The organism is Corynebacterium humireducens NBRC 106098 = DSM 45392 (assembly GCF_000819445.1).
Lineage (GTDB): Bacteria > Actinomycetota > Actinomycetes > Mycobacteriales > Mycobacteriaceae > Corynebacterium > Corynebacterium humireducens.
Window position 1 is genome coordinate 1,267,231 of sequence record NZ_CP005286.1, and the last position, 25,191, is coordinate 1,292,421.

19 protein-coding genes and 3 rRNA genes are annotated in these 25,191 nt (G+C 67.3%); 20 read left to right on the forward strand and 2 right to left on the reverse strand.

The features are described from left to right. Positions 1-31: 31 nt before the first annotated feature. The 18 genes from B842_RS06330 to xerD all read left to right on the forward strand — a co-directional run bounded on the left by B842_RS06330 (position 32) and on the right by xerD (position 20,290). A complete protein-coding gene (locus tag B842_RS06330) occupies positions 32-1,183 on the forward strand; it encodes a hypothetical protein (RefSeq protein ID WP_040085770.1) in 1,152 nt (383 codons plus the stop codon). Next, positions 1,180-2,790, forward strand: coding sequence for a vWA domain-containing protein (locus tag B842_RS06335; RefSeq protein ID WP_040085771.1), 1,611 nt, complete (start codon positions 1,180-1,182; stop codon positions 2,788-2,790). The genes B842_RS06330 and B842_RS06335 overlap by 4 nt, the downstream gene beginning before the upstream one ends. Further along, positions 2,777-3,385: a hypothetical protein gene (locus tag B842_RS06340; RefSeq protein ID WP_040085772.1), complete on the forward strand. Its 609-nt coding sequence runs from the start codon at positions 2,777-2,779 to the stop codon at positions 3,383-3,385. Before B842_RS06335 ends, B842_RS06340 begins: the two co-directional genes overlap by 14 nt. Further along, entirely contained in the window at positions 3,382-3,564 is a 183-nt protein-coding gene (locus B842_RS06345; RefSeq protein WP_040085773.1) for a Trm112 family protein, read from the forward strand. The genes B842_RS06340 and B842_RS06345 overlap by 4 nt, the downstream gene beginning before the upstream one ends. 41 nt (positions 3,565-3,605) lie before the next feature. After that, positions 3,606-4,871: a tyrosine--tRNA ligase gene (gene tyrS, locus B842_RS06350; protein WP_040085774.1), complete on the forward strand. Its 1,266-nt coding sequence runs from the start codon at positions 3,606-3,608 to the stop codon at positions 4,869-4,871. A 642-nt stretch (positions 4,872-5,513) separates the two neighbouring features. Then, positions 5,514-7,036: ribosomal RNA gene (locus B842_RS06355) — 16S ribosomal RNA — on the forward strand. A gap of 416 nt (positions 7,037-7,452) precedes the next feature. Continuing rightward, positions 7,453-10,528, forward strand: a 23S ribosomal RNA gene (locus B842_RS06360). 126 nt (positions 10,529-10,654) lie between these two features. Next, positions 10,655-10,772, forward strand: a 5S ribosomal RNA gene (gene rrf, locus B842_RS06365). Together the 16S, 23S and 5S rRNA genes form the textbook arrangement of a ribosomal RNA operon. A 117-nt stretch (positions 10,773-10,889) precedes the next feature. Continuing rightward, positions 10,890-11,891 carry a tetratricopeptide repeat protein gene (locus B842_RS06375; RefSeq protein WP_174520290.1) on the forward strand — a complete coding sequence of 334 codons (1,002 nt, stop codon included), beginning with the start codon at positions 10,890-10,892 and terminating at the stop codon, positions 11,889-11,891. Positions 11,892-11,919: 28 nt separating this feature from the next. Next, positions 11,920-12,903, forward strand: a complete 984-nt coding sequence (locus B842_RS06380; protein WP_040085777.1) for an HAD-IIA family hydrolase — start codon at positions 11,920-11,922, stop codon at positions 12,901-12,903. Positions 12,904-12,908: 5 nt separating this feature from the next. Further along, a complete protein-coding gene (locus B842_RS13840; RefSeq protein WP_169744855.1) occupies positions 12,909-13,067 on the forward strand; it encodes a hypothetical protein in 159 nt (52 codons plus the stop codon). A 9-nt stretch (positions 13,068-13,076) separates the two neighbouring features. Beyond that, on the forward strand, positions 13,077-13,898 hold the full coding sequence (locus B842_RS06385; RefSeq protein WP_040085778.1) for a TlyA family RNA methyltransferase: 822 nt from the start codon (positions 13,077-13,079) through the stop codon (positions 13,896-13,898). After that, entirely contained in the window at positions 13,899-14,828 is a 930-nt protein-coding gene (locus tag B842_RS06390; protein ID WP_040085779.1) for an NAD kinase, read from the forward strand. It begins immediately after the preceding gene. Positions 14,829-14,855: 27 nt separating this feature from the next. Then, positions 14,856-16,583: a DNA repair protein RecN gene (gene recN / locus B842_RS06395; protein ID WP_040085780.1), complete on the forward strand. Its 1,728-nt coding sequence runs from the start codon at positions 14,856-14,858 to the stop codon at positions 16,581-16,583. 23 nt (positions 16,584-16,606) lie between these two features. Then, entirely contained in the window at positions 16,607-17,791 is a 1,185-nt protein-coding gene (gene steA / locus B842_RS06400) for a putative cytokinetic ring protein SteA (protein WP_040085781.1), read from the forward strand. A gap of 11 nt (positions 17,792-17,802) precedes the next feature. Then, the gene (locus tag B842_RS06405; RefSeq protein ID WP_040085782.1) at positions 17,803-18,720 is read left to right on the forward strand and encodes a copper transporter; all 918 of its coding nucleotides are present in this window, start codon (positions 17,803-17,805) and stop codon (positions 18,718-18,720) included. Between the two features lie 14 nt (positions 18,721-18,734). Continuing rightward, on the forward strand, positions 18,735-19,394 hold the full coding sequence (locus tag B842_RS06410; RefSeq protein ID WP_040085783.1) for an NUDIX domain-containing protein: 660 nt from the start codon (positions 18,735-18,737) through the stop codon (positions 19,392-19,394). After that, on the forward strand, positions 19,391-20,290 hold the full coding sequence (xerD, locus tag B842_RS06415; protein WP_040085784.1) for a site-specific tyrosine recombinase XerD: 900 nt from the start codon (positions 19,391-19,393) through the stop codon (positions 20,288-20,290). Before B842_RS06410 ends, xerD begins: the two co-directional genes overlap by 4 nt. On the opposite strand, the gene B842_RS06420 is transcribed toward xerD, so the two are convergent. Then, complete coding sequence (locus tag B842_RS06420; protein ID WP_052437791.1) at positions 20,238-21,728, reverse strand: ATP-binding cassette domain-containing protein; 1,491 nt, start codon at positions 21,726-21,728, stop codon at positions 20,238-20,240. The two genes, xerD and B842_RS06420, sit on opposite strands and share 53 nt — an antisense overlap. A gap of 269 nt (positions 21,729-21,997) precedes the next feature. On the opposite strand from B842_RS06420, the gene B842_RS06425 reads away from it, so the two are divergent. Together B842_RS06425 and B842_RS06430 are read left to right on the forward strand one after the other, a co-directional pair. Beyond that, a complete protein-coding gene (locus B842_RS06425; RefSeq protein WP_040085785.1) occupies positions 21,998-22,879 on the forward strand; it encodes a ParA family protein in 882 nt (293 codons plus the stop codon). Next, positions 22,876-23,679: a segregation and condensation protein A gene (locus B842_RS06430; protein WP_040085786.1), complete on the forward strand. Its 804-nt coding sequence runs from the start codon at positions 22,876-22,878 to the stop codon at positions 23,677-23,679. The genes B842_RS06425 and B842_RS06430 overlap by 4 nt, the downstream gene beginning before the upstream one ends. On the opposite strand, the gene B842_RS06435 is transcribed toward B842_RS06430, so the two are convergent. After that, on the reverse strand, positions 23,676-25,178 hold the full coding sequence (locus B842_RS06435) for a peptide MFS transporter (RefSeq protein WP_040085787.1): 1,503 nt from the start codon (positions 25,176-25,178) through the stop codon (positions 23,676-23,678). The genes B842_RS06430 and B842_RS06435 overlap by 4 nt on opposite strands. Positions 25,179-25,191: the final 13 nt, after the last annotated feature.

Here is a 25,191-nt window from a genome sequence, read left to right on the forward strand (position 1 = left end):
CGACCTGCAGGAAGCGTCATAAGCTTCGTGCATGAGTAAGGCGAAAAACAGATCAGGCCGAGGACCGTCAGTTGTCGTCGGCCTGATCTTGTTGGTTGTGGCGGTGGTGGCGGTGCTCGTGGGGCGGGGCACGCTGAGTGTCCCGACGCTCGGGGGTGTCGGCCCGGCCCCGGAGACACGCCAGATCACCGGCGTCATCGGTTCGGAGAAGCGGGGGTTCTTCGAGGACCCGGAGGTGCGGAGGAAGCTGGCGGAGCACGGGCTCGAGGTGGCCGTCGACACCGCCGGATCGCGCCGCATCGCCACCGACGTGGACCTGTCCACCTACGACTTCGCCTTCCCCTCCTCGGCGCCGGCGGGGGAGAAGATCGTCTCCCGGGAGGCCAACCGCGGAGTGTTCACCCCCTTCCACTCGCCCATGGCGGTGGCCACCTTCACCCCGATCCTCGAGGTCCTCGAGCGGGAGGGTGTGGCCCGGCAGGAGGCCGGCCACTGGCTGATCGACATGTCCCGCTACGCGGAACTGGCGGGCAGCGGGCAGCGGTGGCGTGACCTCGGCCCCGAGTACCCGTCCCCGCGGACGGTGCAGATCTCCTCGACGGACATCCGCACCTCCAACTCGGCGGCGATGTACCTGTCGATCCTGGCCTGGGTCGTGCGTGACGGCGGGGTGGTCACCACCGACTCCCAGGTCGCCGAGGTCATCGAGGCCGTCAGTCCGCTGTTCCTGGGGCAGGGCTACACCGAGTCGACCTCCGCCGGCCCCTTCGCGGACTACCTGGCGCAGGGCATCGGCGCCCGCCCGATGGTCCTGGTGTACGAGGCGCAGTTCCTGGGGGAGAAGATGGCGAGGAACTCCCGTATCCGCGACGACATGCAGCTCGCGTACCCGGAGCCGACGATCAATTCCACCCACATGCTCGTCGCGCTCACCGACGACGGGGCCGAGCTCGGACGGGCGCTCAGCAACGATCCCGACCTGCAGCGTCTGGCCGCCGAGCACGGGTTCCGCCCCGGTGACCCGGCGCTGTTCGCGGGCACGCTCGGCGACCACGGCATCGGCGAGCCGCCGACCTTCCTGGCCACCGTCGACCCGCCCGTCTTCGACCGCCTGGAACAGCTCATCAACGGTGTCGGTGCCCGCTACTCCAGCCCCCAGCCTCCGGAGGACAGTGAAGAATGACCCGTCGTACCCTTTCCACCCTGGTGGCGCTGATCCTGTCCCTCGGACTCGTGGCCTGCGGGGACTCCGTCAGTCTGCCCGGCGGCGACAGCCCTGACCGCCCCGGCCGTTCCGGCCTCTCCGACCTCGATGACACGCCGCTGCGCATCGTCGCGGCGACGGAGCTCGAGGATCTGCAGCCCGTCATCGAGGACGCCGCCGACGACCTCGGCTTCCCCATCGAGCTGAGCTTCCCGGCCGGCACGCTGGACAACTCGCAGTCGCTCCTCGACGGCGCCTTCGACCAGCAGCACGACGCCACGTGGTTCGCCACAAACCGTTACGTCGACATCCTCGGCGCCTCGTCGAAGCTGGCCGACAGCACCCCGATCGGGCATTCCCCGGTCGCCTTCGGCATCACCTCGTCGAAGGCCGCCGAGCTGGGCTGGGACTCCCGCCAGCCGACGTGGGCGGAGATCGCGGAGACCGCCGCCGACGGGCAGGTCACCTTCGGCATGACCGACCCCTCGGCGTCGAACTCGGGCTTCTCGGCGCTGGTGTCCGTCGCCACCGCGCTGTCCGACACGGGCTCCGCCCTCACCTCCGCCGACATCGACTGGATCTCCCCGCAGCTGCAGGGCTTCTTCTCCGGGCAGACGCTGACCTCCGGGTCGTCGGGCTGGCTCACCGAGACCTGGCTCGCGGACCGTTCGCGTGCCGACGCCCTCATCAACTACGAGTCCGTCCTGCACACCCTCGTGCAGGAGCACCCGGACGTCAGCGTCATCGTGCCGGCGGACGGCGTGGTCTCCGCGGACTACCCGCTGTCGACCCTTGCCGCCCCGGCGCAGCCGCAGGCCCGGGAGAAGGTCGCGGCCCTGAGCGGGTGGCTCCTCGACCGTCCCGAGGTGCTCACCGACAGCTTCCGACGTCCCGTCGACCGGGGCGCCGAACTGCCCGCGGAGCTGGACGTCCCGCTGCTCATCGAGCTGCCCTTCCCGGCCAACCGCACCATCACCGACCAGCTGGTTGCGGCCTTCCACAACGAGCTGCGTACGCCCGGTGACACCGTCTTCATCCTGGACACCTCGGGCTCCATGGAGGGGGAGCGTCTCGCCCTGCTCAAGGACACGATGCGTTCGCTCATCGACGGTTCCGCCCGGGGTGCCGCCGGGGGAGTGGGCTTCCGCGACCGCGAGCGTCTCACCCTGCTGCCCTTCGCGGACGAGCCCGCCACCCCGCTCACCCTCCGCTTCTCGACGACCGACCCCGCCCCCGCCGACCAGCTCACCGGAGAGGTCGACGGGCTGGTGGCCGAGGGGGCGACCGCGATCTACTCCGCCCTCATGGAGGCCTACGGCCGTGTCGACGCCCGGGAGGGGTCGATCCCGTCGATCGTGCTCATGAGCGACGGTGAGGTCACCGCCGGTGCCGGCCTCGCCGAGTTCCGCGCCTTCCACGCCGGTCTCCGCGGACCGGCCGCCGACATCCCGGTGTTCGTCATCCTCTACGGCGAGGCCAACGTCGCCGAGATGACCGCCATCGCCGAGATGACCGGCGGCAAGGTCTTCGACGCCCTCGACGGGGACCTCGACTCAGCATTCAAGGAGATCCGTGGCTACCAGTGACACCAGCTTCTTCCGCTCCCGGAAGAACCTCGTCGGCATGATCATCGCCGTGCTCGTCGTCGGGCTCCATCTCGTCGTCGGACTCGGAGTGCTGTGGCCCGTGGTGGCCCTGGCCGGCTGGGGCGCCGGGGTGGCACTCACCCCGGGCCGACAGCAGCCGGAGCTTCCGCCGGCCCCCGCCCGCCCGTCCGCCGAGGAACTGCGGGACCGCATCAGGCACGAGACCCACTGGCTCTACGGGAGCGGCCCCGCCCACGAGGTGGTCGACTCGATGGCGGCGCTGAAGGTCTCCCTCGACGATGTTCTCGCGGAGTGGGACAGGCTTGCCGACGTCCCCGAGCAGCGGGTCGTCGTCGAGACGATCGTCAACGACTATCTGCCGGGCACCCTCGGGCGGTACCTGGCGGTCAGCGACCGGACGCACCCCACCGCGGTCACGGAGACCGCCGAGTCGCTCACGATCCTCCGTGAGGAGGTGGAGCGGATCCGGGAGGCCGTGGTCAGCGACACTCTGCGTGATCTGGAGGACCAGACCCGCGCACTGCGTATCCAGTTCGGGCGGCTTCCGGGCGCCGGGTACGATACTGAGTCATGAGTCTCGATCCGAAGTTGCTGGAAGTCCTCGCCTGTCCGAAGGACAAGGGCCCACTGACATGTATCAGGGACCGTGAGGTCCTGGTCAATGAGCGGCTCGGTCTCGCCTATCGCATCGATGACGGCATCCCCGTGATGCTCATCGACGAGGCGACGCCCTGGCCGCCGGCCGCCGACTAACCCTTCCACATCCTCTACTTCTGATACTGCGAGATACACACATGAACATCATTGACGAGCTGGCCTGGCGCGACCTCATCAACCAGTCCACCGACCTGGACTCCCTGCGTGAGGTGACCGAGGCCGGCCCCATCACCCTGTACTGCGGTTTCGACCCGACCGGTCCGTCCCTGCACGCCGGCCACCTGGTCCCGCTGCTCATGCTCCGCCGCTTCCAGCAGGCCGGCCACCGCCCGATCGTCCTGGCGGGTGGCGCCACCGGCATGATCGGCGACCCCCGCGACGTGGGCGAGCGCTCCATGAACTCCGCCGACACCGTCGCCGACTGGTCCGAGCGCATCTCCGGCCAGCTCTCCCGCTTCGTCTCCTTCGAGGGCGAGAACGCGGCCCTGCTGCTCAACAACAACGACTGGACGAAGGACCTCACCGTCATCTCCTTCCTCCGGGACATCGGCAAGCACTTCCCGCTGAACACGATGCTGTCCCGCGACACCGTGAAGCGCCGCCTCGAGTCCGACGGCATCTCCTACACCGAGTTCTCCTACGTCCTGCTCCAGGCGAACGACTTCGTGCAGCTGCGCCGCAACTACGACTGCGTCCTGCAGGTCGGCGGCGGCGACCAGTGGGGCAACCTCGTCGCCGGCGTCGACCTCAACCGCCGCATGGACGGCGAGTCCGTCCACGCGCTGACGGTTCCGCTGGTCACCGACTCCGAGGGCCAGAAGTTCGGCAAGTCCACCGGTGGCGGCTCCCTCTGGCTCGACCCGGAGATGACCAGCCCGTACACCTGGTACCAGTACTTCATCAACGCCTCCGACGCCGACGTCATCCGCTACCTCCGCTGGTTCACGTTCCTCACCGCCGAGGAACTCGCGGAGCTGGAGACCGAGGTCGCGGAGCGTCCTTTCCGACGCGAGGCGCAGCGCCGACTGGCCCGCGAGATGACCAACCTCGTCCACGGCGAGGAGGCCACCGCCGCTGTCGAGCTGGCCTCCCAGGCACTGTTCGGCCGCGCCGAGCTCACGGACCTGGACGAGAAGACCCTGGCCTCCGCCGTCTCCGAGACCGAGGTTCTCGAGGTCAACGGTGGCGATGACCGCTCTATCGTGGATCTGCTCGTCGGCACCGGCCTCGTCGACTCTCGTGGTGCGGCCCGTCGTGCCATCAAGGAAGGTGGCGCGTACGTGAACAACGTGCGAATCGAGAGCGAGGACTGGGAGCCGGCCGCAGAGGATCTGCTGCACGGATCCTGGCTCGTTCTGCGCCGTGGCAAGAAGAACTTCGCCGGCGTGAAGGTCAACAACTGACCGATACGTTCCCCAGATACCCCACCTGACCAGGCGATTTGGTGAAGGTGGGGGACATGGGTAACTTAATGGAGGTCGCCGAGAGCGCCGCGGAGAACACCGCGGGAAGCTCAGAGTGACAGAGAGATTACAACGAAGTTGACACCGTGAAAACGATCAACTACAGTAGGATCTCCAGCCGCTGAGACGAAGCCCGGTAGAACGGGTCAGAATCCGGCGTGCGGATGTTGTGTGAGAACTCAATAGTGTGCCAATGTACTTTTGTTTGTGGTCTATTGGTTGTGTGTGCCGGCCAGTCTCGGGCGTATGATGTTCGGGTTGGTGGGTGTGTGCCGGGTGGTACCTTTCTATGACAGGGTGCCACTGGAAATAATGCGCACCAGCGTGTCTGGTGTGAGTTGTTGTGGCGCAGACATGATCATGACCGTGAATTTTTTCCGGCCTCCTTCTTCTTCCTCGTCGAAGTGGTGGGGGCCGGGTTGCGGACATGTCCCCGGGCCAGCGTTTGCGCTGGTGTGGGGGTGTTTGTGAATCATCATTTTGGACAATCATTTTCATCATCGCCTCGTTGGGTGGTGGTGTGCTGGTTGTTTGTTTTTGGTTGGGTTTGGGCTTTCCTGCCTGATTCTTCTGATAGAAGTTTTTGTGGAGAGTTTGATCCTGGCTCAGGACGAACGCTGGCGGCGTGCTTAACACATGCAAGTCGAACGGAAAGGCCCCAGCTTGCTGGGGTACTCGAGTGGCGAACGGGTGAGTAACACGTGGGTGATCTGCCCTGCACTTCGGGATAAGCCTGGGAAACTGGGTCTAATACCGGATAGGACCCTCCTTTAGTGTGGGGGGTGGAAAGATTTTTCGGTGTGGGATGAGCCCGCGGCCTATCAGCTTGTTGGTGGGGTAATGGCCTACCAAGGCGTCGACGGGTAGCCGGCCTGAGAGGGTGGACGGCCACATTGGGACTGAGATACGGCCCAGACTCCTACGGGAGGCAGCAGTGGGGAATATTGCACAATGGGCGGAAGCCTGATGCAGCGACGCCGCGTGGGGGATGACGGCCTTCGGGTTGTAAACCTCTTTCGACAGGGACGAAGCCTTACGGTGACGGTACCTGTATAAGAAGCACCGGCTAACTACGTGCCAGCAGCCGCGGTAATACGTAGGGTGCGAGCGTTGTCCGGAATTACTGGGCGTAAAGAGCTCGTAGGTGGTTTGTCGCGTCGTCTGTGAAATTCCGGGGCTTAACCTCGGGCGTGCAGGCGATACGGGCAATACTTGAGTGCTGTAGGGGAGACTGGAATTCCTGGTGTAGCGGTGAAATGCGCAGATATCAGGAGGAACACCGATGGCGAAGGCAGGTCTCTGGGCAGTAACTGACGCTGAGGAGCGAAAGCATGGGTAGCGAACAGGATTAGATACCCTGGTAGTCCATGCCGTAAACGGTGGGCGCTAGGTGTAGGGGTCTTCCACGACTTCTGTGCCGTAGCTAACGCATTAAGCGCCCCGCCTGGGGAGTACGGCCGCAAGGCTAAAACTCAAAGGAATTGACGGGGGCCCGCACAAGCGGCGGAGCATGTGGATTAATTCGATGCAACGCGAAGAACCTTACCTGGGCTTGACATACACCGGACCGGGCCAGAGATGGTCCTTCCCTTGTGGCTGGTGTACAGGTGGTGCATGGTTGTCGTCAGCTCGTGTCGTGAGATGTTGGGTTAAGTCCCGCAACGAGCGCAACCCTTGTCTTATGTTGCCAGCACGTGATGGTGGGGACTCATGAGAGACTGCCGGGGTCAACTCGGAGGAAGGTGGGGATGACGTCAAATCATCATGCCCCTTATGTCCAGGGCTTCACACATGCTACAATGGTCGGTACAACGCGTCGCCACACCGTGAGGTGGAGCTAATCGCTGAAAGCCGGCCTCAGTTCGGATTGGGGTCTGCAACTCGACCCCATGAAGTCGGAGTCGCTAGTAATCGCAGATCAGCAACGCTGCGGTGAATACGTTCCCGGGCCTTGTACACACCGCCCGTCACGTCATGAAAGTTGGTAACACCCGAAGCCAGTGGCCCAACCCTTGTGGAGGGAGCTGTCGAAGGTGGGATCGGCGATTGGGACGAAGTCGTAACAAGGTAGCCGTACCGGAAGGTGCGGCTGGATCACCTCCTTTCTAAGGAGCTTTTTTCAAAGTCCACGTCTGACAGTTGTCGTCGGTGGCGTCGGTCGGTTGGTGGTCACGAGTGTTGACCCGCCGGCCACAAGTGAATCGGGTGGACGCACACCGTAGCGGTTCACACGACCAGGATTTGATCACAGGCTTTGTATGTTGGCACGCTGTTGGGTGTCTGGGACAACATGGTTGTTTCCGGTGATCACCTATTCTTCCCGGGTGCCGGTGAGACGTTGACGTCTGCTGGTGGTTTCGGGGGTGGGTGGTGTGTTGTGTGAGAACTGTATAGTGGACGCGAGCATCTTTATTTTTTGTGTGCCGCACATCCCTGGCTCCTTTTGGGGGTTGGGTGGTGTGTGGTGGTTTGTTCAAGTTGTAGTTCACCGGTCGGCCGTGTCGTTACGCGGTCGGCTGTTGTGTGTTTGTGTAAGGGCACATGGTGGATGCCTTGGCATGCTGGGCCGATGAAGGACGTGTAAGGCTGCGTTAAGCCTCGGGGAGTTGCCAATAGAGCGTTGATCCGAGGATGTCCGAATGGGGAAACCCGGCCACCGTGATGGGTGGTCACCCCACGATGAATTCATAGTCGTGGTGGAGGTTGACGCGGGGAAGTGAAACATCTCAGTACCCGTAGGAGGAGAAAATAACAATGATTCCGTTAGTAGTGGCGAGCGAACGCGGATGAGGCTAAACCGTGTGTGTGTGATACCTGACAGGGGTTGCGCATGCGGTGTTGTGGGATGCATCTTCCCGGGGGCTGTCACCCCCGGGCGTGTGGTGTCGTGGTTAGCGGAAGTGGTCTGGGAAGGCCCGCCGAAGAGGGTGAGAGTCCCGTACGTGAAGACCAGGTGCTGTGCGTGATGTTGTTCCCGAGTAGCAGCGGGCCCGTGAAATCTGCTGTGAATCTGCCGGGACCACCCGGTAAGCCTAAATACCCAGTGTGACCGATAGCGGATAGTACCGTGAGGGAATGGTGAAAAGTACCCCGGGAGGGGAGTGAAATAGTACCTGAAACCGTGTGCCTACAATCCGTCAGAGCACCTCTTGTGTGTGATGGCGTGCCTTTGGAAGAATGAGCCTGCGAGTCAGCGGCATGTCGCGAGGTTAACCCGTGAGGGGTAGTCGTAGCGAAAGCGAATCCTAACGAGGGTGAAGCAGTGGCATGTCCTGGACCCGAAGCGGGGTGATCTACCCATGGCCAGTGTGAAGCGATGGTAAGACGTCGTGGAGGCGCGAACCCACTTAGGTTGAAAACTGAGGGGATGAGCTGTGGGTAGGGGTGAAAGGCCAATCAAACTCCGTGATAGCTGGTTCTCCCCGAAATGCATTTAGGTGCAGCGTTGCGTGTTGCTTGCTGGAGGTAGAGCTACTGGTTGGTTGAGCGGGACCACAATCTTAGCAATGTCAGCCAAACTCCGAATGCCGGTCAAGTTAGCGCAGCAGTGAGACTGTGGGGGATAAGCTTCATAGTCGAGAGGGAAACAGCCCAGATCGCCGGCTAAGGCCCCTAAGGGTGTACTAAGTGGAAAAGGATGTGGGATCGCGAAGACAGCCAGGAGGTTGGCTTAGAAGCAGCCATCCTTGAAAGAGTGCGTAATAGCTCACTGGTCGAGTGGTTCTGCGCCGACAATGTAATGGGGCTCAAGTACACCGCCGAAGCCGCGGCAAAAACAGTAGTTTTTGGGTAGGGGAGCGTCGTGCATGCTGTGAAGCAGTACCGTGAGGGGCTGTGGAGTGTGTGCGAGTGAGAATGCAGGCATGAGTAACGAATTGGCAAGTGAGAATCTTGCCCGCCGGATGACTAAGGGTTCCTGGGTCAAGTTCGTCTTCCCAGGGTGAGTCGGGACCTAAGGCGAGGCCGACAGGCGTAGTCGATGGACAACGGGTTGATATTCCCGTACCCGTGTATGTGCGCCCGTGGTGAATCAGTGATACTAACCACCCACAAACCTCGTGGAGTCGTCTTTGACGTCTCCACCTGGCGCGTGCGTGGGGCCTAATCTGGTAGTAGCCAAGTGATGGGGTGACGCAGTGGGGTAGCCGTGCCACTTATTGGATTGTGGTGTAAGCGTGTAGCACGAGGGGACAGGCAAATCCGCCCCTCATGATGTGTGAGACGTGATGCGTAGCCCGTTGTGGGTGATGTCGGTGATCCCGTGCTGTCGAGAAAAGCCTCTAGCGATGTACATACATGGCCCGTACCCCAAACCGACACAGGTAGTCAGGTAGAGAATACTAAGGCGTTCGGGTGAACTGTGGTTAAGGAACTCGGCAAAATGCCCCCGTAACTTCGGGAGAAGGGGGGCCGTCACTGGTGAAGCATCTTGCATGTGGAGCTGGTGGTGGTCGCAGAGAATAGAGGGAAGCGACTGTTTATTAAAAACACAGGTCCGTGCGAAAACGATGAAGTTGAGGTATACGGACTGACGCCTGCCCGGTGCTGGAAGGTTAAGAGGACCTGTTAGCGACCTTCGGGTTGCGAAGCGGAGAATTTAAGCCCCAGTAAACGGCGGTGGTAACTATAACCATCCTAAGGTAGCGAAATTCCTTGTCGGGTAAGTTCCGACCTGCACGAATGGCGTAACGACTTCCCTGCTGTCTCAACCACAGGCCCGGTGAAATTGCAGTACGAGTAAAGATGCTCGTTACGCGCGGCAGGACGAAAAGACCCCGGGACCTTCACTATAGCTTGGTATTGGTGTTCGGTTCGGTTTGTGTAGGATAGGTGGGAGACTTGGATCACATGACGCCAGTTGTGTGGGAGTCGTTGTTGAAATACCACTCTGATCGGATTGGACACCTGAACCTTGGCCCATGATCTGGGTTGGGGACAGTGCCTGGTGGGTAGTTTAACTGGGGCGGTTGCCTCCTAAAATGTAACGGAGGCGCCCAAAGGTTCCCTCAGCCTGGTTGGCAATCAGGTGGTGAGTGTAAGTGCACAAGGGAGCTTGACTGTGAGAGTGACAGCTCGAGCAGGGACGAAAGTCGGGACTAGTGATCCGGCACCAACTTGTGGATGTGGTGTCGCTCAACGGATAAAAGGTACCCCGGGGATAACAGGCTGATCTTCCCCAAGAGTCCATATCGACGGGATGGTTTGGCACCTCGATGTCGGCTCGTCGCATCCTGGGGCTGGAGTAGGTCCCAAGGGTTGGGCTGTTCGCCCATTAAAGCGGTACGCGAGCTGGGTTTAGAACGTCGTGAGACAGTTCGGTCTCTATCCGCCGCGCGCGTTGAAACTTGTGGAAGGCTGTCCCTAGTACGAGAGGACCGGGACGGACGTACCTCTGGTGTGCCAGTTGTTCCGCCAGGAGCAGGGCTGGTTGGCTACGTACGGAAGGGATAACCGCTGAAAGCATCTAAGCGGGAAGCCTGTTTCGAGATGAGGTTTCTTTTGAGGTTCCCCATAGATGATGGGGTTGATAGGCCGGATCTGGTAGCACTGTAAGGTGTGGAGGTGACCGGTACTAATTGACCGACAAAAACACACAAACTAACCCTGTGGGGTGTGTGCAACGCAACGTAACAACACATAGCAACACATGGTTTGCTCGCGTCCACTATGCAGTGTCTGACACAACACACATGCCGGTCACCCTAGGGGTGTCCCAGAGGTGTGTCGGTGGTTGATAGCGGCAGGGAAACGCCCGGTCCCATTCCGAACCCGGAAGCTAAGCCTGCCCGCGCTGATGGTACTGCACTCGGGAGGGTGTGGGAGAGTAGGTTGCCGCCGACGCTAAAATTTAAAAGAGGAATGTAAGGCGCCGCCTGTCGAGTTGAGAAACATCTCCTCGGCAGGTGGCGCTTTCGTCGTTTCTGCCCCCGGGCAGAACTTATGGGAGAATATAGTCTTATGTCTGATCGCCCGAATCGTGACCACCAGAACAACCCCCGCGGAGGCCGTCCGCAGCGCGGGGGAGCGCCCCGTCGCCGTAGTGACCACACTGACCGTGACGGTCGTGACGGCCGTGACTGGCGCGAGCGGCGTGACAGCCGTGGGGAGCGAGGCGAGCGCGGTGATCGTCGGGAGGGACGCCGGGACGAGCGCTGGGGTGAGCGCGGCAACCGGGACAACCGACGCGGGGGTGGCGGCGAGCGTCGTCACGCGCAGCGGGCCGGCGCCGAGCGTTCCAGCCACAACCGTTCCGCCCCGCAGCGTTCCGGTTTCCGTGAGGAGCGCATCAACAAGCGGATGACGGAGCCGGATCTGCCGGACGACATCGACATCCACATCCTGGACCCGATGGTGCTGCAGGACCTGAAGGTGCTGTCGAAGGACAACGCGGAGGCCGTCGCCAAGCACATGTTCATGGCGGCGACCCTGATGGACGATGATCCGAAGCTGGCGCTGCGCCATGCCCGTGCCGCGAAGGACCGGGCCGGCCGTGTGGCCGTGGCCCGGGAGACTAACGGCATCGCCGCCTACCGGGCCGGCGAGTGGCGGGAGGCGCTGTCGGAGCTGCGGGCCGCCCGCCGCATGTCCGGTGGTCCCGGATTCATGGCCGTCATGGCCGACTGCGAGCGTGGTCTCGGCCGCCCGGAGAAGGCCGTCGAGATGGGCCGTTCCGATGAGGCCCGCATGCTGGACCGGGAGGGTGCCATCGAGCTGGGCATCGTCATCGCGGGTGCCCGCCTGGACATGAACCAGCCGGAGAGCGCCGTGATCACGCTGCAGCGTCTCAACCCGGACCTGTCCTCGAAGGGGGCGGTCAACGCCCGTCTGTCCTACGCCTACGCCGATGCCCTGGTGGCGGCGGGCCGCGTCGAGGAGGCGAAGCAGTGGTTCGCCCACGCCGACAAGATCGACGAGGACGACATGCTCGACGCCGCGGAGCGTCTGTCGGAACTGTCCTGATCACCGCCAGCCACTAAGCTTGGACACCATGAGTCTCCTGAGCGCACACGATGCCCTTCTCCTCGACCTCGACGGAACTGTCTGGGAAGGAGGACGCGCCGTCGCCGGAGCGGTGGAGGCGGTCAACGCCGCCGGGGTGCCGGCCCTGTACATCACGAACAACGCCATGCGCTCCCCGGAGTCCGTGGCGGAGAAGCTGCAGGGCATCGGTCTGCAGGCGGAGGCGGCGGACGTCGTCACCGCGGCGCAGGCCGCCATCGACCTGGCCGCGGAGCACCTGCAGCCCGGCGACGCCGTCTACGTGATCGGCACCGCCTCCTTCCGGGAGCTGGTCCGTGCCGCCGGCTACCGGGTCGTCGACTCAGCCGCCGAGCAGCCGCGGGCCGTCCTCCAGGGTCTGGATCCGGAGGCCGGGTGGGCGGAGCTGTCCGAGGCGGCGCTCGCGATCCGTGGCGGTGCCACCTACTTCGCATCCAACCTGGACACCACTCTGCCGTCCGAGCGGGGTCTGCTCGTGGGCAACGGTTCGATGGTGGCGGCGGTGGTCTCCGCGACGGAGGTCACCCCGACCTCGGCGGGCAAGCCGGAGCCGGCGATGTTCCTCACCGCCGCCCGTCGCCTCAACGCGCAGCGTCCGCTGGTGGTCGGTGACCGCCTGGACACCGACATCGAGGGCGGCAATGCCGCCGGCATGCCGACCCTCCACGTCCTCACGGGTGTGTCCGGCCACATCGCGCTGCTGGAGGCACCGAAGGAGCTGCGTCCCACCTACGTCGCCGAGGACCTCGGCGCGCTGACCGCGGACCCTACCACCCTGCGCCCGGGCGCCCAGGGTGGTTTCACCGCCCGCGTCGACGGCAACGACATCCTGCTCGACCGCGGCCGCCCCGAGTCCACGTCGATCGAGGCGCTGCGCACCGTCCTCGAGGTCGCCTGGGCCATGAAGAGGCCCGCCGACCTCATCCGTCCGATCAGCGAGCACGCCGCCCGGGCCGTCTCCGACTGGTGGTGACGCCCATGGTCAACCCGGCTGACCTGGTACGGCCGCGGCCGGAGGACGTCGAGAAGCAGGTGGCGGAGATCCTCTCGGAGACACCCGCCACACCGGCCGAGGAGGCCGATCAACTCACGCGCGCGCATGCGGTCCTGCAGCGCGCGCTCCAACAGGGACACTAGGAGGCTTCCATGGCTCCCACCCGTAGGCGGCTCGACGCTGAGCTCGTCCGCCGGAAGATCGCCCGCTCGCGTGAGCAGGCCGTCGACATGATCAAGGCCGGCCGCGTGTACGTCGGCGGATTCCAGGCGCTGAAGCCGGCGACCGTCGTGGAACCGGAGGTGTCCATCCGCGTGGAGGAGGCCGCCGACGAGGACTGGGCCTCGCGGGGCGCCCACAAGCTGCTCGGGGCGCTCGAGGCCTTCGAGCCGCAGGGGCTGAGCGTCGCCGGGAAGAAGGTGCTCGACGCGGGTGCCTCGACCGGCGGGTTCACGGACGTCCTGCTGCGTCGCGACGCCGCCGAGGTCGTCGCCGCCGACGTCGGTTACGGGCAGCTGCTCTGGCGTCTGCAGAATGACCCGCGGGTGACGGTGCTGGACCGGACGAACGTCCGCACGCTCACCCCGGAGATGTGCGGAGGGCCCTGCGACATGATGGTCGGTGACCTCTCCTTCATCTCCCTGCGTCTGACGCTGCCGGCGATCGCCGACTCGCTGCGGGAGGGGGCGGATCTGCTGCCGATGGTGAAGCCGCAGTTCGAGGTGGGCAAGGACCGCCTCGGTTCCGGGGGCGTGGTCCGGAGCCCGCAGCTGCGGGCCGAGGTGACCCGCGAGGTCGCCGAGTTCGCCCTCACGCTGGGCCTGAGCTGCCGTGGAGTGGTGGCCTCACCGCTGCCCGGTCCCAGCGGAAACGTAGAATACTTCCTATGGCTGGTCAAGGACGGCGGCGCCACCGCTCCGGACCCTGAACAGCTGGAGTCCATGATCACCACTGCCGTGCAGGAGGGTCCTTAAATGACCGACCGTCAGGTGCTGCTCGTCCCGCACACGGGCCGCAGTAAGAACCTCTCCGCCGCGGAACGCACCGCCGAGCTTCTCGACGCCGCCGGCATCACCGTCCGCGTCCTCGTCCACCAGGACGGCCGCCCGCTGGAGGGCAGCCGGATCCTCGCCCCGCTGGAGCGGGTCACCCACACCGCGGACGCCGCGGAGGGCTGCGAGCTGGTGCTCGTCCTCGGTGGCGACGGCACCTTCCTCCGCGCCGCCGACCTGGCGCACGCCGTGGACGTGCCCGTGCTGGGCATCAACCTCGGGCACGTCGGCTTCCTCGCCGAGTGGGAGGCGGAGTCCCTCGACGCCGCGATCCAGCGCGTCATCGACCGCTCCTACCGGGTGGAGGACCGGATGACGGTGGACGTCACCGTCCTGGACAACGACCTCGAGGTCATCGGCCGGGGCTGGGCGCTCAACGAGGTGAGCGTGGAGAACCTCAACCGGCGTGGCGTCCTCGACGCGATCCTGGAGGTGGACGGCCGCCCGGTCTCCTCCTTCGGGTGTGACGGCGTGCTGATCTCCACGCCGACCGGTTCCACCGCCTACGCCTTCTCCGCCGGCGGGCCGGTGCTCTGGCCGGAGCTCGACGCGATCCTCGTCGTCCCGAACAACGCGCACGCGCTGTTCACGAAGCCGCTGGTGGTGTCGCCGTACTCGACGGTGGCGGTGGAGTCCAACCCGGGCGCCTCCCCGGCGATGGCGGTCATGGACGGTTTCCGTCCGATCCCCATGCCGCCCGGTTCGCGCGTCGAGGTGGTGCGGGGTGCCCGTCCGGTGCGGTGGGTGCGTCTCGACGAGTCGACGTTCACCGACCGTCTGGTGACCAAGCTGCGGCTCCCTGTCTCCGGTTGGCGGGGTCCGCGTACGACGCCGACTCCCAAGGAGAACTAGCACAGTTGTTCGGGTAGGGTGGTCTGCATGCTTGCAGACATCGCCATCGAGAACCTCGGTGTCATCCCAGCCGCCTCCGCCGAACTCTCCGCGGGACTCACCGTGCTGACGGGTGAGACCGGCGCCGGCAAGACGATGGTCGTCACCGGCCTGCGTCTGCTCGCCGGGGGCCGCGCCGACGCCTCCCGCGTGCGCGGCGGCGCACCGCAGGCGGTGGTCGAGGGGCGTTTCGTCACCACGACACTGGCGCCCGAGGTGTCCGCGCAGGTCACCGAGCTGGTCGACGCCGCCGGCGGCGCCGCCGACGAGAACGGCGAGTTCATCGCCTCCCGCACCGTCAACGCGTCCGGGCGTTCCCGTGCCCACCTGGGGGGCCGTTCCGTCCCGGCCGCCACCCTCGCGGAGTTCACCTCCCCGCTGCTCACCATCCACGGCCAGAACGACCAGCTCCGGCTGCTCGCCCCGGGCCAGCAGCTGGCGGCGCTGGACCGTTTCGACCCGGCCATCGCCCCGCTGCTCTCCGACTACCGGGAGGCGTGGCGCACCTGGCGGGACCTGGCCCGTGACCTGCGGCAGCGCACGGAGTCCCGCCGTGAACTGGCCCAGGAGATCGACCGTCTGCAGTTCGCCCTCGACGAGATCGACGCCGTCGACCCGGAGCCGGGGGAGGATGTGGAACTGCTCACGCAGATCCGGCGGCTCCAGGATGTCGACACGCTCCGGGAGGAGGCCTCCACCGCGCTGGCCGCGATCGACGGACCGGAGGCCCTGGGCGGCTACTCCGAGGAGGACCCCGCCTCCACGCTGCTCGGACGCGCGGAGGCCGCCCTCACCGCCTCCGAGGACACACAGCTCACGGAGCTGGGGGCGCGGCTCACGGAGATCACCAGCCAGCTCAGCGACATCGCCGTCGAGCTGGGCGGCTTCCTCGCCGACCTGCCCGCGGACCCGTCCCTGCTGGAGGAGTCCCTGCAGCGTCAGCAGCAGCTCAAGATGCTCACCCGCAAGTACGCCCCCGACATCGACGGCGTGCTCGCGTGGCGGGACAAGGCCCGCACGCGGCTGGGACGCATCGACATCTCCTCCGAGGCCCTCGACGAGCTGAAGAAGCAGGTCGCCGCCGCCGAGAAGAAGATGAAGGCGGCCGCCCGGAAGCTGAGCACGGCGCGGGGGAGGGCCGCCGCCGCGCTGGCGGACGCGGTGACCGCCGAGCTGCAGGGACTGGCAATGGCGAAGGCCCGGCTCACGGTCGATGTCCGCCGTGTCGCCCCGGGGGTCGACGGCGCGGACGAGGTCGAGCTCATGCTGGCCCCCAACGCCGCCACCGAACCCCGCCCCCTGGCGTCGAGCGCCTCGGGCGGTGAGCTCTCCCGCGTCATGCTGGCGTTGGAGGTCATCCTCTCCGCCGGGACGCAGGGCGCGACGCTGGTCTTCGACGAGGTCGACGCCGGTGTCGGTGGCCGGGCGGCGGTGGAGATCGGGCGGCGTCTGGCGCGGCTGGCGACGCGGAACCAGGTGATCGTCGTGACGCACCTCCCGCAGGTGGCGGCCTACGCCGACACGCACCTGCACGTCGCCAAGAACGTGGGCGATGAGGCGGTGACCTCGGGTGTGCTCACCCTCAGCCCGGAGGAGCGTGTGGAGGAGCTGGCCCGCATGCTCGCGGGACTCGACGACACCGACACCGGACGTGCCCACGCGGCGGAGCTGCTGGAACGGGCCCGCAGCGAGCGGCGCGCCTTCACCACCGGGTAGGTCCCGACCGTCACAATAGCCACATGAGTCTGTTCTCCCGCACCGCCGACCTGCCCGGTCTGCAGGGCACCCTCCGCGACTGCACCGCCGGGGGCAAGGGTCTCCAGCGCCTGCGCGCCGGTGACATCGCCGTCATCAACACCGCCGACATCTCGCGCCGTGACGCCCAGCTGCTCATCGACGCGCGCCCCGCGGCCGTCGTGAACATGTCGCGGTTCTCCACGGGAGCGGTCCCCAACTTCGGCCCCCACATGCTTCTCGACGCCGACGTCCTCCTCATCGAGGACACCGGCCTCGAACTGGCCGCCGGCATCCGGGACGGCAAGAAGGGCCGCATCACCGAGGACGGCGCCGTCCACCTCGCGGACCGGCAGATCGGTGCCGGCCGGGTGGTCACCGCCGAGGAGGTGGAGGCCAGCTTCACCGAGGCGCAGCAGTCCCTGGTGGACCACATGGAGGCGTTCTTCGGCAACACCATCCAGTTCATCCACTCCGAGGGGCCGCTGCTCATCGACGGCCTCGGCATCCCGGACACCGGCGCGGACATCTCCGGCCGGAAGGCACTCGTGGTCAGCCCCGGCCCCGACCACCGCAACGAGGTGAAGCTGCTGCGCAACTTCATCCGCGAGTACGACCCCGTCATCATCGGCGTCGACGCCGCCGCGGACACGCTGCTGGAGCTCGGCTACAAGCCGGACCTCATCGTGGGCAACCCGGCGGGCATCGGGGCGGACACGCTGCGCAGCGGCGGTCGCGTCATCCTGCCGGCCGACCCGGACGGCCACGCGGCCGGCCTGGAACGCATCCAGGACCTCGGCGTCGGAGCCATGACCTTCCCGGCGGCGACCGACTCGGCCACCGACCTGGCGCTGCTGCTCGCCGACTACCACGGGGCGCAGATCATCGTGAACGCGGGCAGCCCCTTCGACCTGGACGCGGTCTTCGCCAACGATCCGGCGGCCACGCCGACCGCGCTGCTCACCCGTTCCAAGCTGGGGGCTCGCCTCGTCGACGCCTCCGCCATCTCCGACCTGTACACCGTCAACTCCGGCCGCGGCACGGCCTGGCTGTGGGCGGTCCTCGGCATCCTCGTGGCCGCCGCCGCGATCGTGCTCATCGTGGGACTGTCCGGCTCGGGGACCTTCAGCGACAATCTCATCGACACCTGGAACAGCATCGCGCTGACCTTCCAGGGCTGGTTCAAGTAGGGGAGCAGATCATGGGTTCCACCACCGGCCGCGCAGGCTGGCTCATCGGCGGCCTCGGTTTCGGCGTCGCCGCCGGCGTCGCACTGGGCACACTCGTGCTCGCCCCGAACATGCCGGAGGGCTCCGGGCGGAACACCGCCGAGCTCGCGGCCGCCCAGGAGCGGGCCGACATCGCCGAGGCCCAGGCGGCCTCCGCGGACAGCGTCGTCGGCGACCTCGCCGCGGGCGCGGTCCATGACACCCTCGGCGACCGCCCGGTCCTGGTCCTGCGCACCGCGGACGCGGCGGAGGAGGACGTGGCGGGCGTCGCGACGCTGCTCGCCGAGGCCGGCGCCGTCGACGCCGGCACGATCACCCTGGCGGAGCAGTTCCTCACCGCCGAGGGCGCGGACCAGCTGAAATCCATCGTGGCCAACACCCTGCCGGCCGGTGCGCAGCTCTCCGAGGACCGCCTCGACCCGGGCCTGCACGCCGGGGAGGCACTCGGTTCGGCGCTCCTGCTCGCCCCGGAATCGGGTGAGGAGCAGGCCAGCTCCGAGGAACGCGGCCTGCTGCTGCGTGCCCTACGGGACGCCGGTTTCCTCGACTACGAGGACGGGACGATCCTGCCGGCCCAGGTCGCCGTGGTGATCACCGGCGACTCCGACGGCACGCAGGGCATCGCCGCCCGCACGCTCGCCGACTTCGTCGGGGCCCTCGACGCCCGCGGCAACGGGGCCGTCCTGGCCGGACGCATCCACACCGCCTCCGACACCGGCGCCGTCGGCCTCGTGCGCGCGACGGCCGACAACGGCGTGTCCACCGTCGACTCCGTCGACCGGGCCGTCGGCCGGATGGCCACGGTGCTCGCCGTGCGGGAGCAGCTGGCGGGGGAGACCGGCGCCTACGGCTCCGCGGAGTCCGCCGAGGCGGCCAGCCCGGCGCCCTAGGTAGATTAGTGGGCATGACCACACCCGGAACCCACCAGTTCGACGTCCTCGACTCGGAGCTCCTGCACGAGTCGCCCATCCTCGCCCTGCGCCGCGACACCCTCGCGATGCCTGGCGGAGGCACCGGGAGGCGGGAGATCGTCGAGCATTTCGGGGCCGTGGCCGTCGTCGCCGAGCGGGACGGGGAGATCGCCCTGGTCCGCCAGTACCGCCACAGCGTGCAGGACCGCCTGTGGGAACTGCCCGCCGGCATCCTCGACATCGACGGCGAGGACGAGCACGTCACCGCCCGCCGCGAACTCGCCGAGGAGGCGGGCCTGGCCGCCGACCGGTGGGAGGTCCTCTGCGACCTGGTGACCTCGCCCGGTTTCTGCGAGGAGACTGTCCGCGTCTACCTCGCCCGGGACCTGCACGAGGTCGACCGCGGCGAGGCGGAGCACGAGGAGGCCGACATGACCTTCTCGTGGACGCCCCTGGAGGAGGCCCGCGCGATGGTGCTGCGCGGCGAGATCATCAACTCCATCGCCATCGCCGGCATCATGACGGCCGCCGAGGTCCTCGCCGGGCGGGGGGAGGCCCGGCCCGTCGACACGCCCAACCCGTGGCGGCCGCAGGCCCTGGCCGCGCGGCGTCGTGCAGCGGGCGTCGGACCGGACCTGAAGAAGATGCCGTGAGGGCCCGGGGCATCGCGGACACCTGGCTCGACCACCTCGCCGTGGAACGTGGCCTCTCCGAGAACACCCTCACCAACTACCGCCGCGACCTCAACCGCTATCTCGACTGGCTCGAGGAGGCGGGGCGCACCGACCTGGCGGACGTCTCCACCACGGACGTGGAGGCCTACGTCGCCGACCTGCGGCGCTCCGGCCTGGCGGCGAGTTCCGCGGGCCGCGCCCTGGTGGTCGCCCGGGGGCTGCACAAGTTCGCCGTCCGCGAGGGCGTGCTCGGCGTCGACGTCGCCGCCGAGGTCTCACCCCCGAGCACCGGCCGCCACCTGCCCGACACCCTCTCCGTCGACGAGGTGGCCACGCTCATCGAGTCCGTGCCCACCGATGACCTGGCCACCCCGCTGGACCTGCGCGACCGCGCGCTGCTGGAACTGCTCTACGGCACGGGGGCCCGCATCTCGGAGGTCACCGGGCTGCTTGTCGACGACGTCACCGACACCGACGGCATCCTGCGGATCTCCGGCAAGGGCGGCAAACAGCGGCTCGTCCCCGTGGGCTCCAAGGCACTCGAGGCGGTCGAGGCGTACCTCGTGCGCGCCCGCCCGGTGCTGGCGCAGGGCAAGTCGCACGCCCTGCTGCTCAACACCCGCGGGGGAGCCCTGTCGCGGCAGAGCGCGTGGGCGGTGCTGAAGAAGGCCGCCGAGCGGGCGGGGCTGGACATGGACATCTCCCCGCACACGCTGCGGCACTCCTACGCCACCCACCTGCTGGAGGGTGGGGCCGACGTCCGCGTCGTGCAGGAGCTGCTCGGCCACTCCTCCGTGACGACGACGCAGATCTACACCCACGTCACCGCGGAGAACCTCCGCCAGGTGTGGCGGGAGGCGCATCCGCGGGCCTGAGCTCCAGGCGCGGCCAGTGGGCCGTGTCCGCCAGCAGCTGCCGGTCGTGCGTGACCAGGACGACCGCGGCCTCCGTCCCCTCCAGCGCCTGCGTCAGTTGGGTGACGGCGTTGATGGAGAGGTGGTTCGTGGGTTCGTCGAGAAGCAGGACGGACGGACCGGCGCCGAGCACGCGGGCGATGTCGCGGCGTCGCTGCTGCCCCATGGACAGCGGCTGATCCGTGTCCGCGGACTCCTGGGGGAGGAATCCGAGGGCGGAGGGGTCGGGCACGTGGACCGTGCCGGTGGTGGGCGCGAGCCGGCCGGTGAGGATGTCGATGAGGGTCGACTTGCCGGCCCCGTTGGGGCCGGTGATCACCAGCCGGTCGCCGCCGCGGACAGCCAGGTCGACGGGGCCGCGGAGCCGTCCCTCCAGCGAGAGTCCCTCGGCACGCAGGTAGGTGCGCGTGGACTTCGCGTGGAGACGCGGGAAGGTGAGCACCGGCGGTGGCGGCGGCAGGGTCACGGCGTGGGCCGCGAGTGCCTCCTGCCGACGCCGGACCGCCTGCACCACGCCGGGGGCGCGTGACTGGCGGGCGTGCTTGCCGGTTCCCTTCGGGGGACGCCAGCCGGTGCTCAGCCGGGACTGCGCCTGCTGCAGGTCGGACTGCAGCCGGGCCTGGCGGGCGGTCTGGGCGGCGTAGTCGTCCGCCCACGCCTGCTCGAGGGCGGCGCGTCCGGCCCGGTAGCCCTCGTAGCCGGTGCCCCACACACGCGGCAGGCCGTCGGGGGTGGGGTCGAGGTCGAGGACGGTGGTGGCCAGGTCGGCCAGCAGTGCCCTGTCATGGGTGACGACGAGCACCGAACCGGCGCGACCGCGGAGCTGTTCCGTGAGGAAGGCGAGTCCCGCGTGGTCGAGGTGGTTGGTGGGTTCGTCGAGGAGCAGGTGATCGTGGTGGCCGGCGAGCAGGCACGCCAGACGGACGCGGTAGCGCTGTCCGACGGACAGGTCGGCGAGGGCCACCTCGTCCGGGAAGTCCGCGTCGAGGGACGCGAGGGCGGAGCGGACGCGGCGGTGGGCGTCCCAGGCGTCGAGACGCTCGGCCTCGGCGAGTGCCGCCTCGTACTCCCCGGGGTCGGACTCGATGGTGGGGAGGGCGGCGTCGAGACGCGCGAGGGCGAGTTCCGCCGGGCGGATGATCTCGCGGACGGCGTCGCCGACGGTGCCGGAGACGTCCATCTGCTGTTCGGCGACCGCGAGGCTGCCGTGGCAGGTGACGTGTCCGGAGTCGGGGAGCAGGCGTCCGGTGAGGAGGTGGATGAGCGTGGTCTTGCCGCGGCCGTTCTCGCCGACGACGAAGAGGCGGTCACCCCGGGAGAGGGTGAACGAGAGGTCGGTGAACACGGTGCGTGTGCCACGGGTGGCGGAGACTGATTCCGCGCGGAGATGAGCGGGCATCGGGGTGCTTTCTGTACGGGGATGTGCAGGAACGACGAGGCACACGCCGACGTCACGGCTGGGCCGGAGGGCGTGTGCGGGGGTGTTCCTACAGGAAGTACAGATGCATGACGCAGATAATAAACGATTCAGCATGAGTTGTCTACGTCAAGTCCTTGGCATTGACTTTTCGACGTTGCGTCGTGTCGTCGAAACCCGCGGGAATCACGATGTACCCTGTGTGACAACGGCGTAATTAGCCTGTAGTCGATTCAGTCAAGGAAGAGGGTATGACTGTGAGCGGAGAGGGACTGTCCCAGGAGCCCGGTGTCGAGGTCGGCCTGACCGGCCGCCCGGTGCGCGAGCTGCCGCAGCCTGCTCCCCTGGACCGGCACGGGCCCGCGACGATCATCTCGATGTGCAACCAGAAGGGCGGCGTCGGCAAGACGACGTCGACCATCAACCTGGGCGCCTGCCTCGCGGAGATCGGCCGCAAGGTCCTCCTCGTCGACCTGGACCCGCAGGGCGCCCTCTCGGCGGGCCTCGGCGTCCCCCACGACGAGCTCGACATCACGGTCTACGACCTGCTGCTCGACAACCAGACCTCGATCCACTCGGCGATCCACCAGACGGCCGTGCCCGGCATGGACCTGGTGCCCGCCAACATCGACCTCTCGGCGGCGGAGATCCAGCTCGTCAACGAGGTGGGCCGCGAGCAGACCCTGGCCCGTGCCCTGCGTCCGGTGATGAAGGAGTACGACTTCATCATCCTCGACTGCCAGCCCTCCCTCGGCCTGCTGACGGTCAACGCGCTGGCCTGCTCCCACGGGGTCATCATCCCGATGGAGTGCGAGTACTTCTCGCTGCGTGGCCTGGCGCTGCTCACCGACACGGTGGAGAAGGTCGCGGACCGTCTCAACTTCGACCTGGAGATCCTCGGCATCCTGGTCACCATGTTCGACCGGCGCACCTCCCACGCCCGCGAGGTCATGTCGCGCGTGGTGGAGGTGTTCGGTGACCGGGTCTTCGACTCGGTGATCACCCGCACGGTCCGGTTCCCGGAGACCTCCGTCGCCGGCGAGCCGATCATCACGTGGGCGCCTTCCTCCCAGGGGGCGGAGCAGTACCGCAACCTGGCCCTCGAGGTCCTGGAGCGGACCGCGCTCCGGTGACGGGGGAGCAGGCGGAGGTCCCGGGGTTCCGGGTCGCGCTCACCAACTTCGAGGGGCCGTTTGACCTGCTGCTGCAGCTCATCGGCTCCCGGCGTCTCGACGTCACCGAGGTGGCCCTCTCCGCGGTGACCGACGAGTTCATCGCCTACACCCGCGCGCTGGGGGAGACCGCGGACCTCGACGAGACCACCGAGTTCCTGGTCGTCGCCGCCACCCTGCTGGACCTCAAGGCCGCCCGGCTCCTGCCGCGCGGCGACGTCGAGGATCTTGAGGACCTCGCCCTCCTGGAGACCCGGGACCTGCTCTTCGCGCGCCTCCTCCAGTACCGGGCGTACAAGCAGGTGGCCGACCTGTTCGCCACCTGGCAGAAGAAGGCGCAGCGCCGCTATCCGCGGGCGGTGGGCATGGAGCCGCAGTTCGCGGACCTCATGCCGCCGGTGGTTCTGGGGCTCACGCCCGCCGGTTTCGCGGAGGTGGCCGCGGGGGTGTTCCGCCCCCGCCCGCCGGAGGAGGTGGGCACCGCACACCTGCACCAGGTGGCGGTGTCGGTGCCGGAGCAGGCGGGGCGCATCCTCGACACCCTGCGGCTCATGGGGGCCGGGCACTGGCTGACCTTCCAGGCGCTGACCCGTGACTGCACGGTGTCCATGGAGGTGGTCGGCCGCTTCCTCGCCCTGCTGGAGCTCTACAAGGCGCAGGCCGTGGAGGCCATGCAGGAGGAGGCCCTGGGGGAGCTGTCGGTCAGCTGGACGGGCCTGGAGGTGGATCCGACGGTGGTGGCCGCGACCAACTGGGACTAGCCCTCCCCGGGGCATTCGGAGGTGAGGTGGCGCCGCAGTGCCCGGGAGGCCGCGAGGCAGACGACGCCGATGAGGATCGCGGCGGCCGCGACCGAGAGGAAGTAGGTCCGCTCGCTGTCGGCGGAGGTGGAGTCGTAGAAGGTGGACAGCGTGCCGGCCAGGGAGGTGCCGATCGCCAGGGTGAGGAAGTAGAGAGCGGAGAAGCGGGTGGCGAAGGCCCGCGGGGCGTGGATGGCCGTGGAGGCCATGCCGATGGGGCCGATGAGCATCTCGCCGAGGGAGAGCGTGCCGATCGCGGCCGCGAGGACGAGGAAGGGCGTGGAGTTCTCGCCGCCGCCGACAAACGGCAGCATGATGAGCATGCTCGATCCGGCGATGATGACGCCGACGCCCATCTTCGTGGAGGAGGCGGGGCCGCGGGAGCCGAGGCGGACCCACAGCCAGGCCAGGGGGAGGGAGAAGGCGAGGATGTAGAAGGGGTTGAGGGACTGGGTCCAGGCGGCGGGGATCTCGTGGCCGGCGACGGTGCGGTCGAGGCGGACGTCGGAGTAGACGGCCAGGACGCCGTAGATCTGAGACTGCAGCGCCCAGTAGGTGGTGGAGGCGAGGAAGAGGGGGACGAAGGCGAGGACGCGGCGTCGTTCGCCCGGGGTGACGGCGGGGGAGAGGAACATCTGGCCGAAGAGGAGCAGGGCCGCGGCGACGGTGATGACGAGGAAGGTGGCGGCCAGGCGGGCCGGGGTGATCACGCCGACGGCGAGCAGGGCCACGACGAGGGCGACGGCCGCGACCGCGGCGATGATGATGAGCCGGGCGCGGGCGGGGGCCAGCGGCTGGGTGGGGCGGGTGAGCAGGCGGGCGGTCTCGGCGCCGAGGGACGCCATGAGCCGGGGACGCATCGCCAGGTAGACGACCAGCCCGAGGACCATGAGGGCGGCGGCGGCCGCGAAGCCGGCGTGGAATCCGTGACGTTCGGCGAGCCAGCCGGTGATGAGGGGGCCGAGCAGGGCGCCGACGTTGATGCCGAGGTAGAAGATCTGGAAGGCGGCGTCGCGACGCGGGGAGGCGGCGGGGTAGGCCTGGCCGAGGACGGTGACGGCCGCGGTCTTGAGCAGGCCGGATCCGGCGGCGATGAGGAGCAGTCCCGGGATGAGTCCGAGGAAGCCGGGGAGGGCGGAGAGTGCGACGTGTCCGCCGACGAGGAGACCCGCGCCGGTGAGGAGGGTGCGTTCGGCACCGAGGACGCGGTCGCCGATCCAGCCGCCGGCGAAGGTGCACAGGTAGAGGAAGGCGCCGTAGGCGCCGACGAGGGCGGTGGCCTCGGCGGTGGCCATGCCGAGGCCGCCGTCGGTGGCCTGGAAGTAGAGGTAGTAGGCGAGGATGGCCTGCATGCCGTAGAAGCTGAAGCGCTCCCACATCTCGATGCTCACCATGGAGGGCATGGCGATCGGGTGGGTGTCCCGACCTGCCGCCCTTGAACGCTGTTCAAGAATGGTCATGGGGGATGATTAT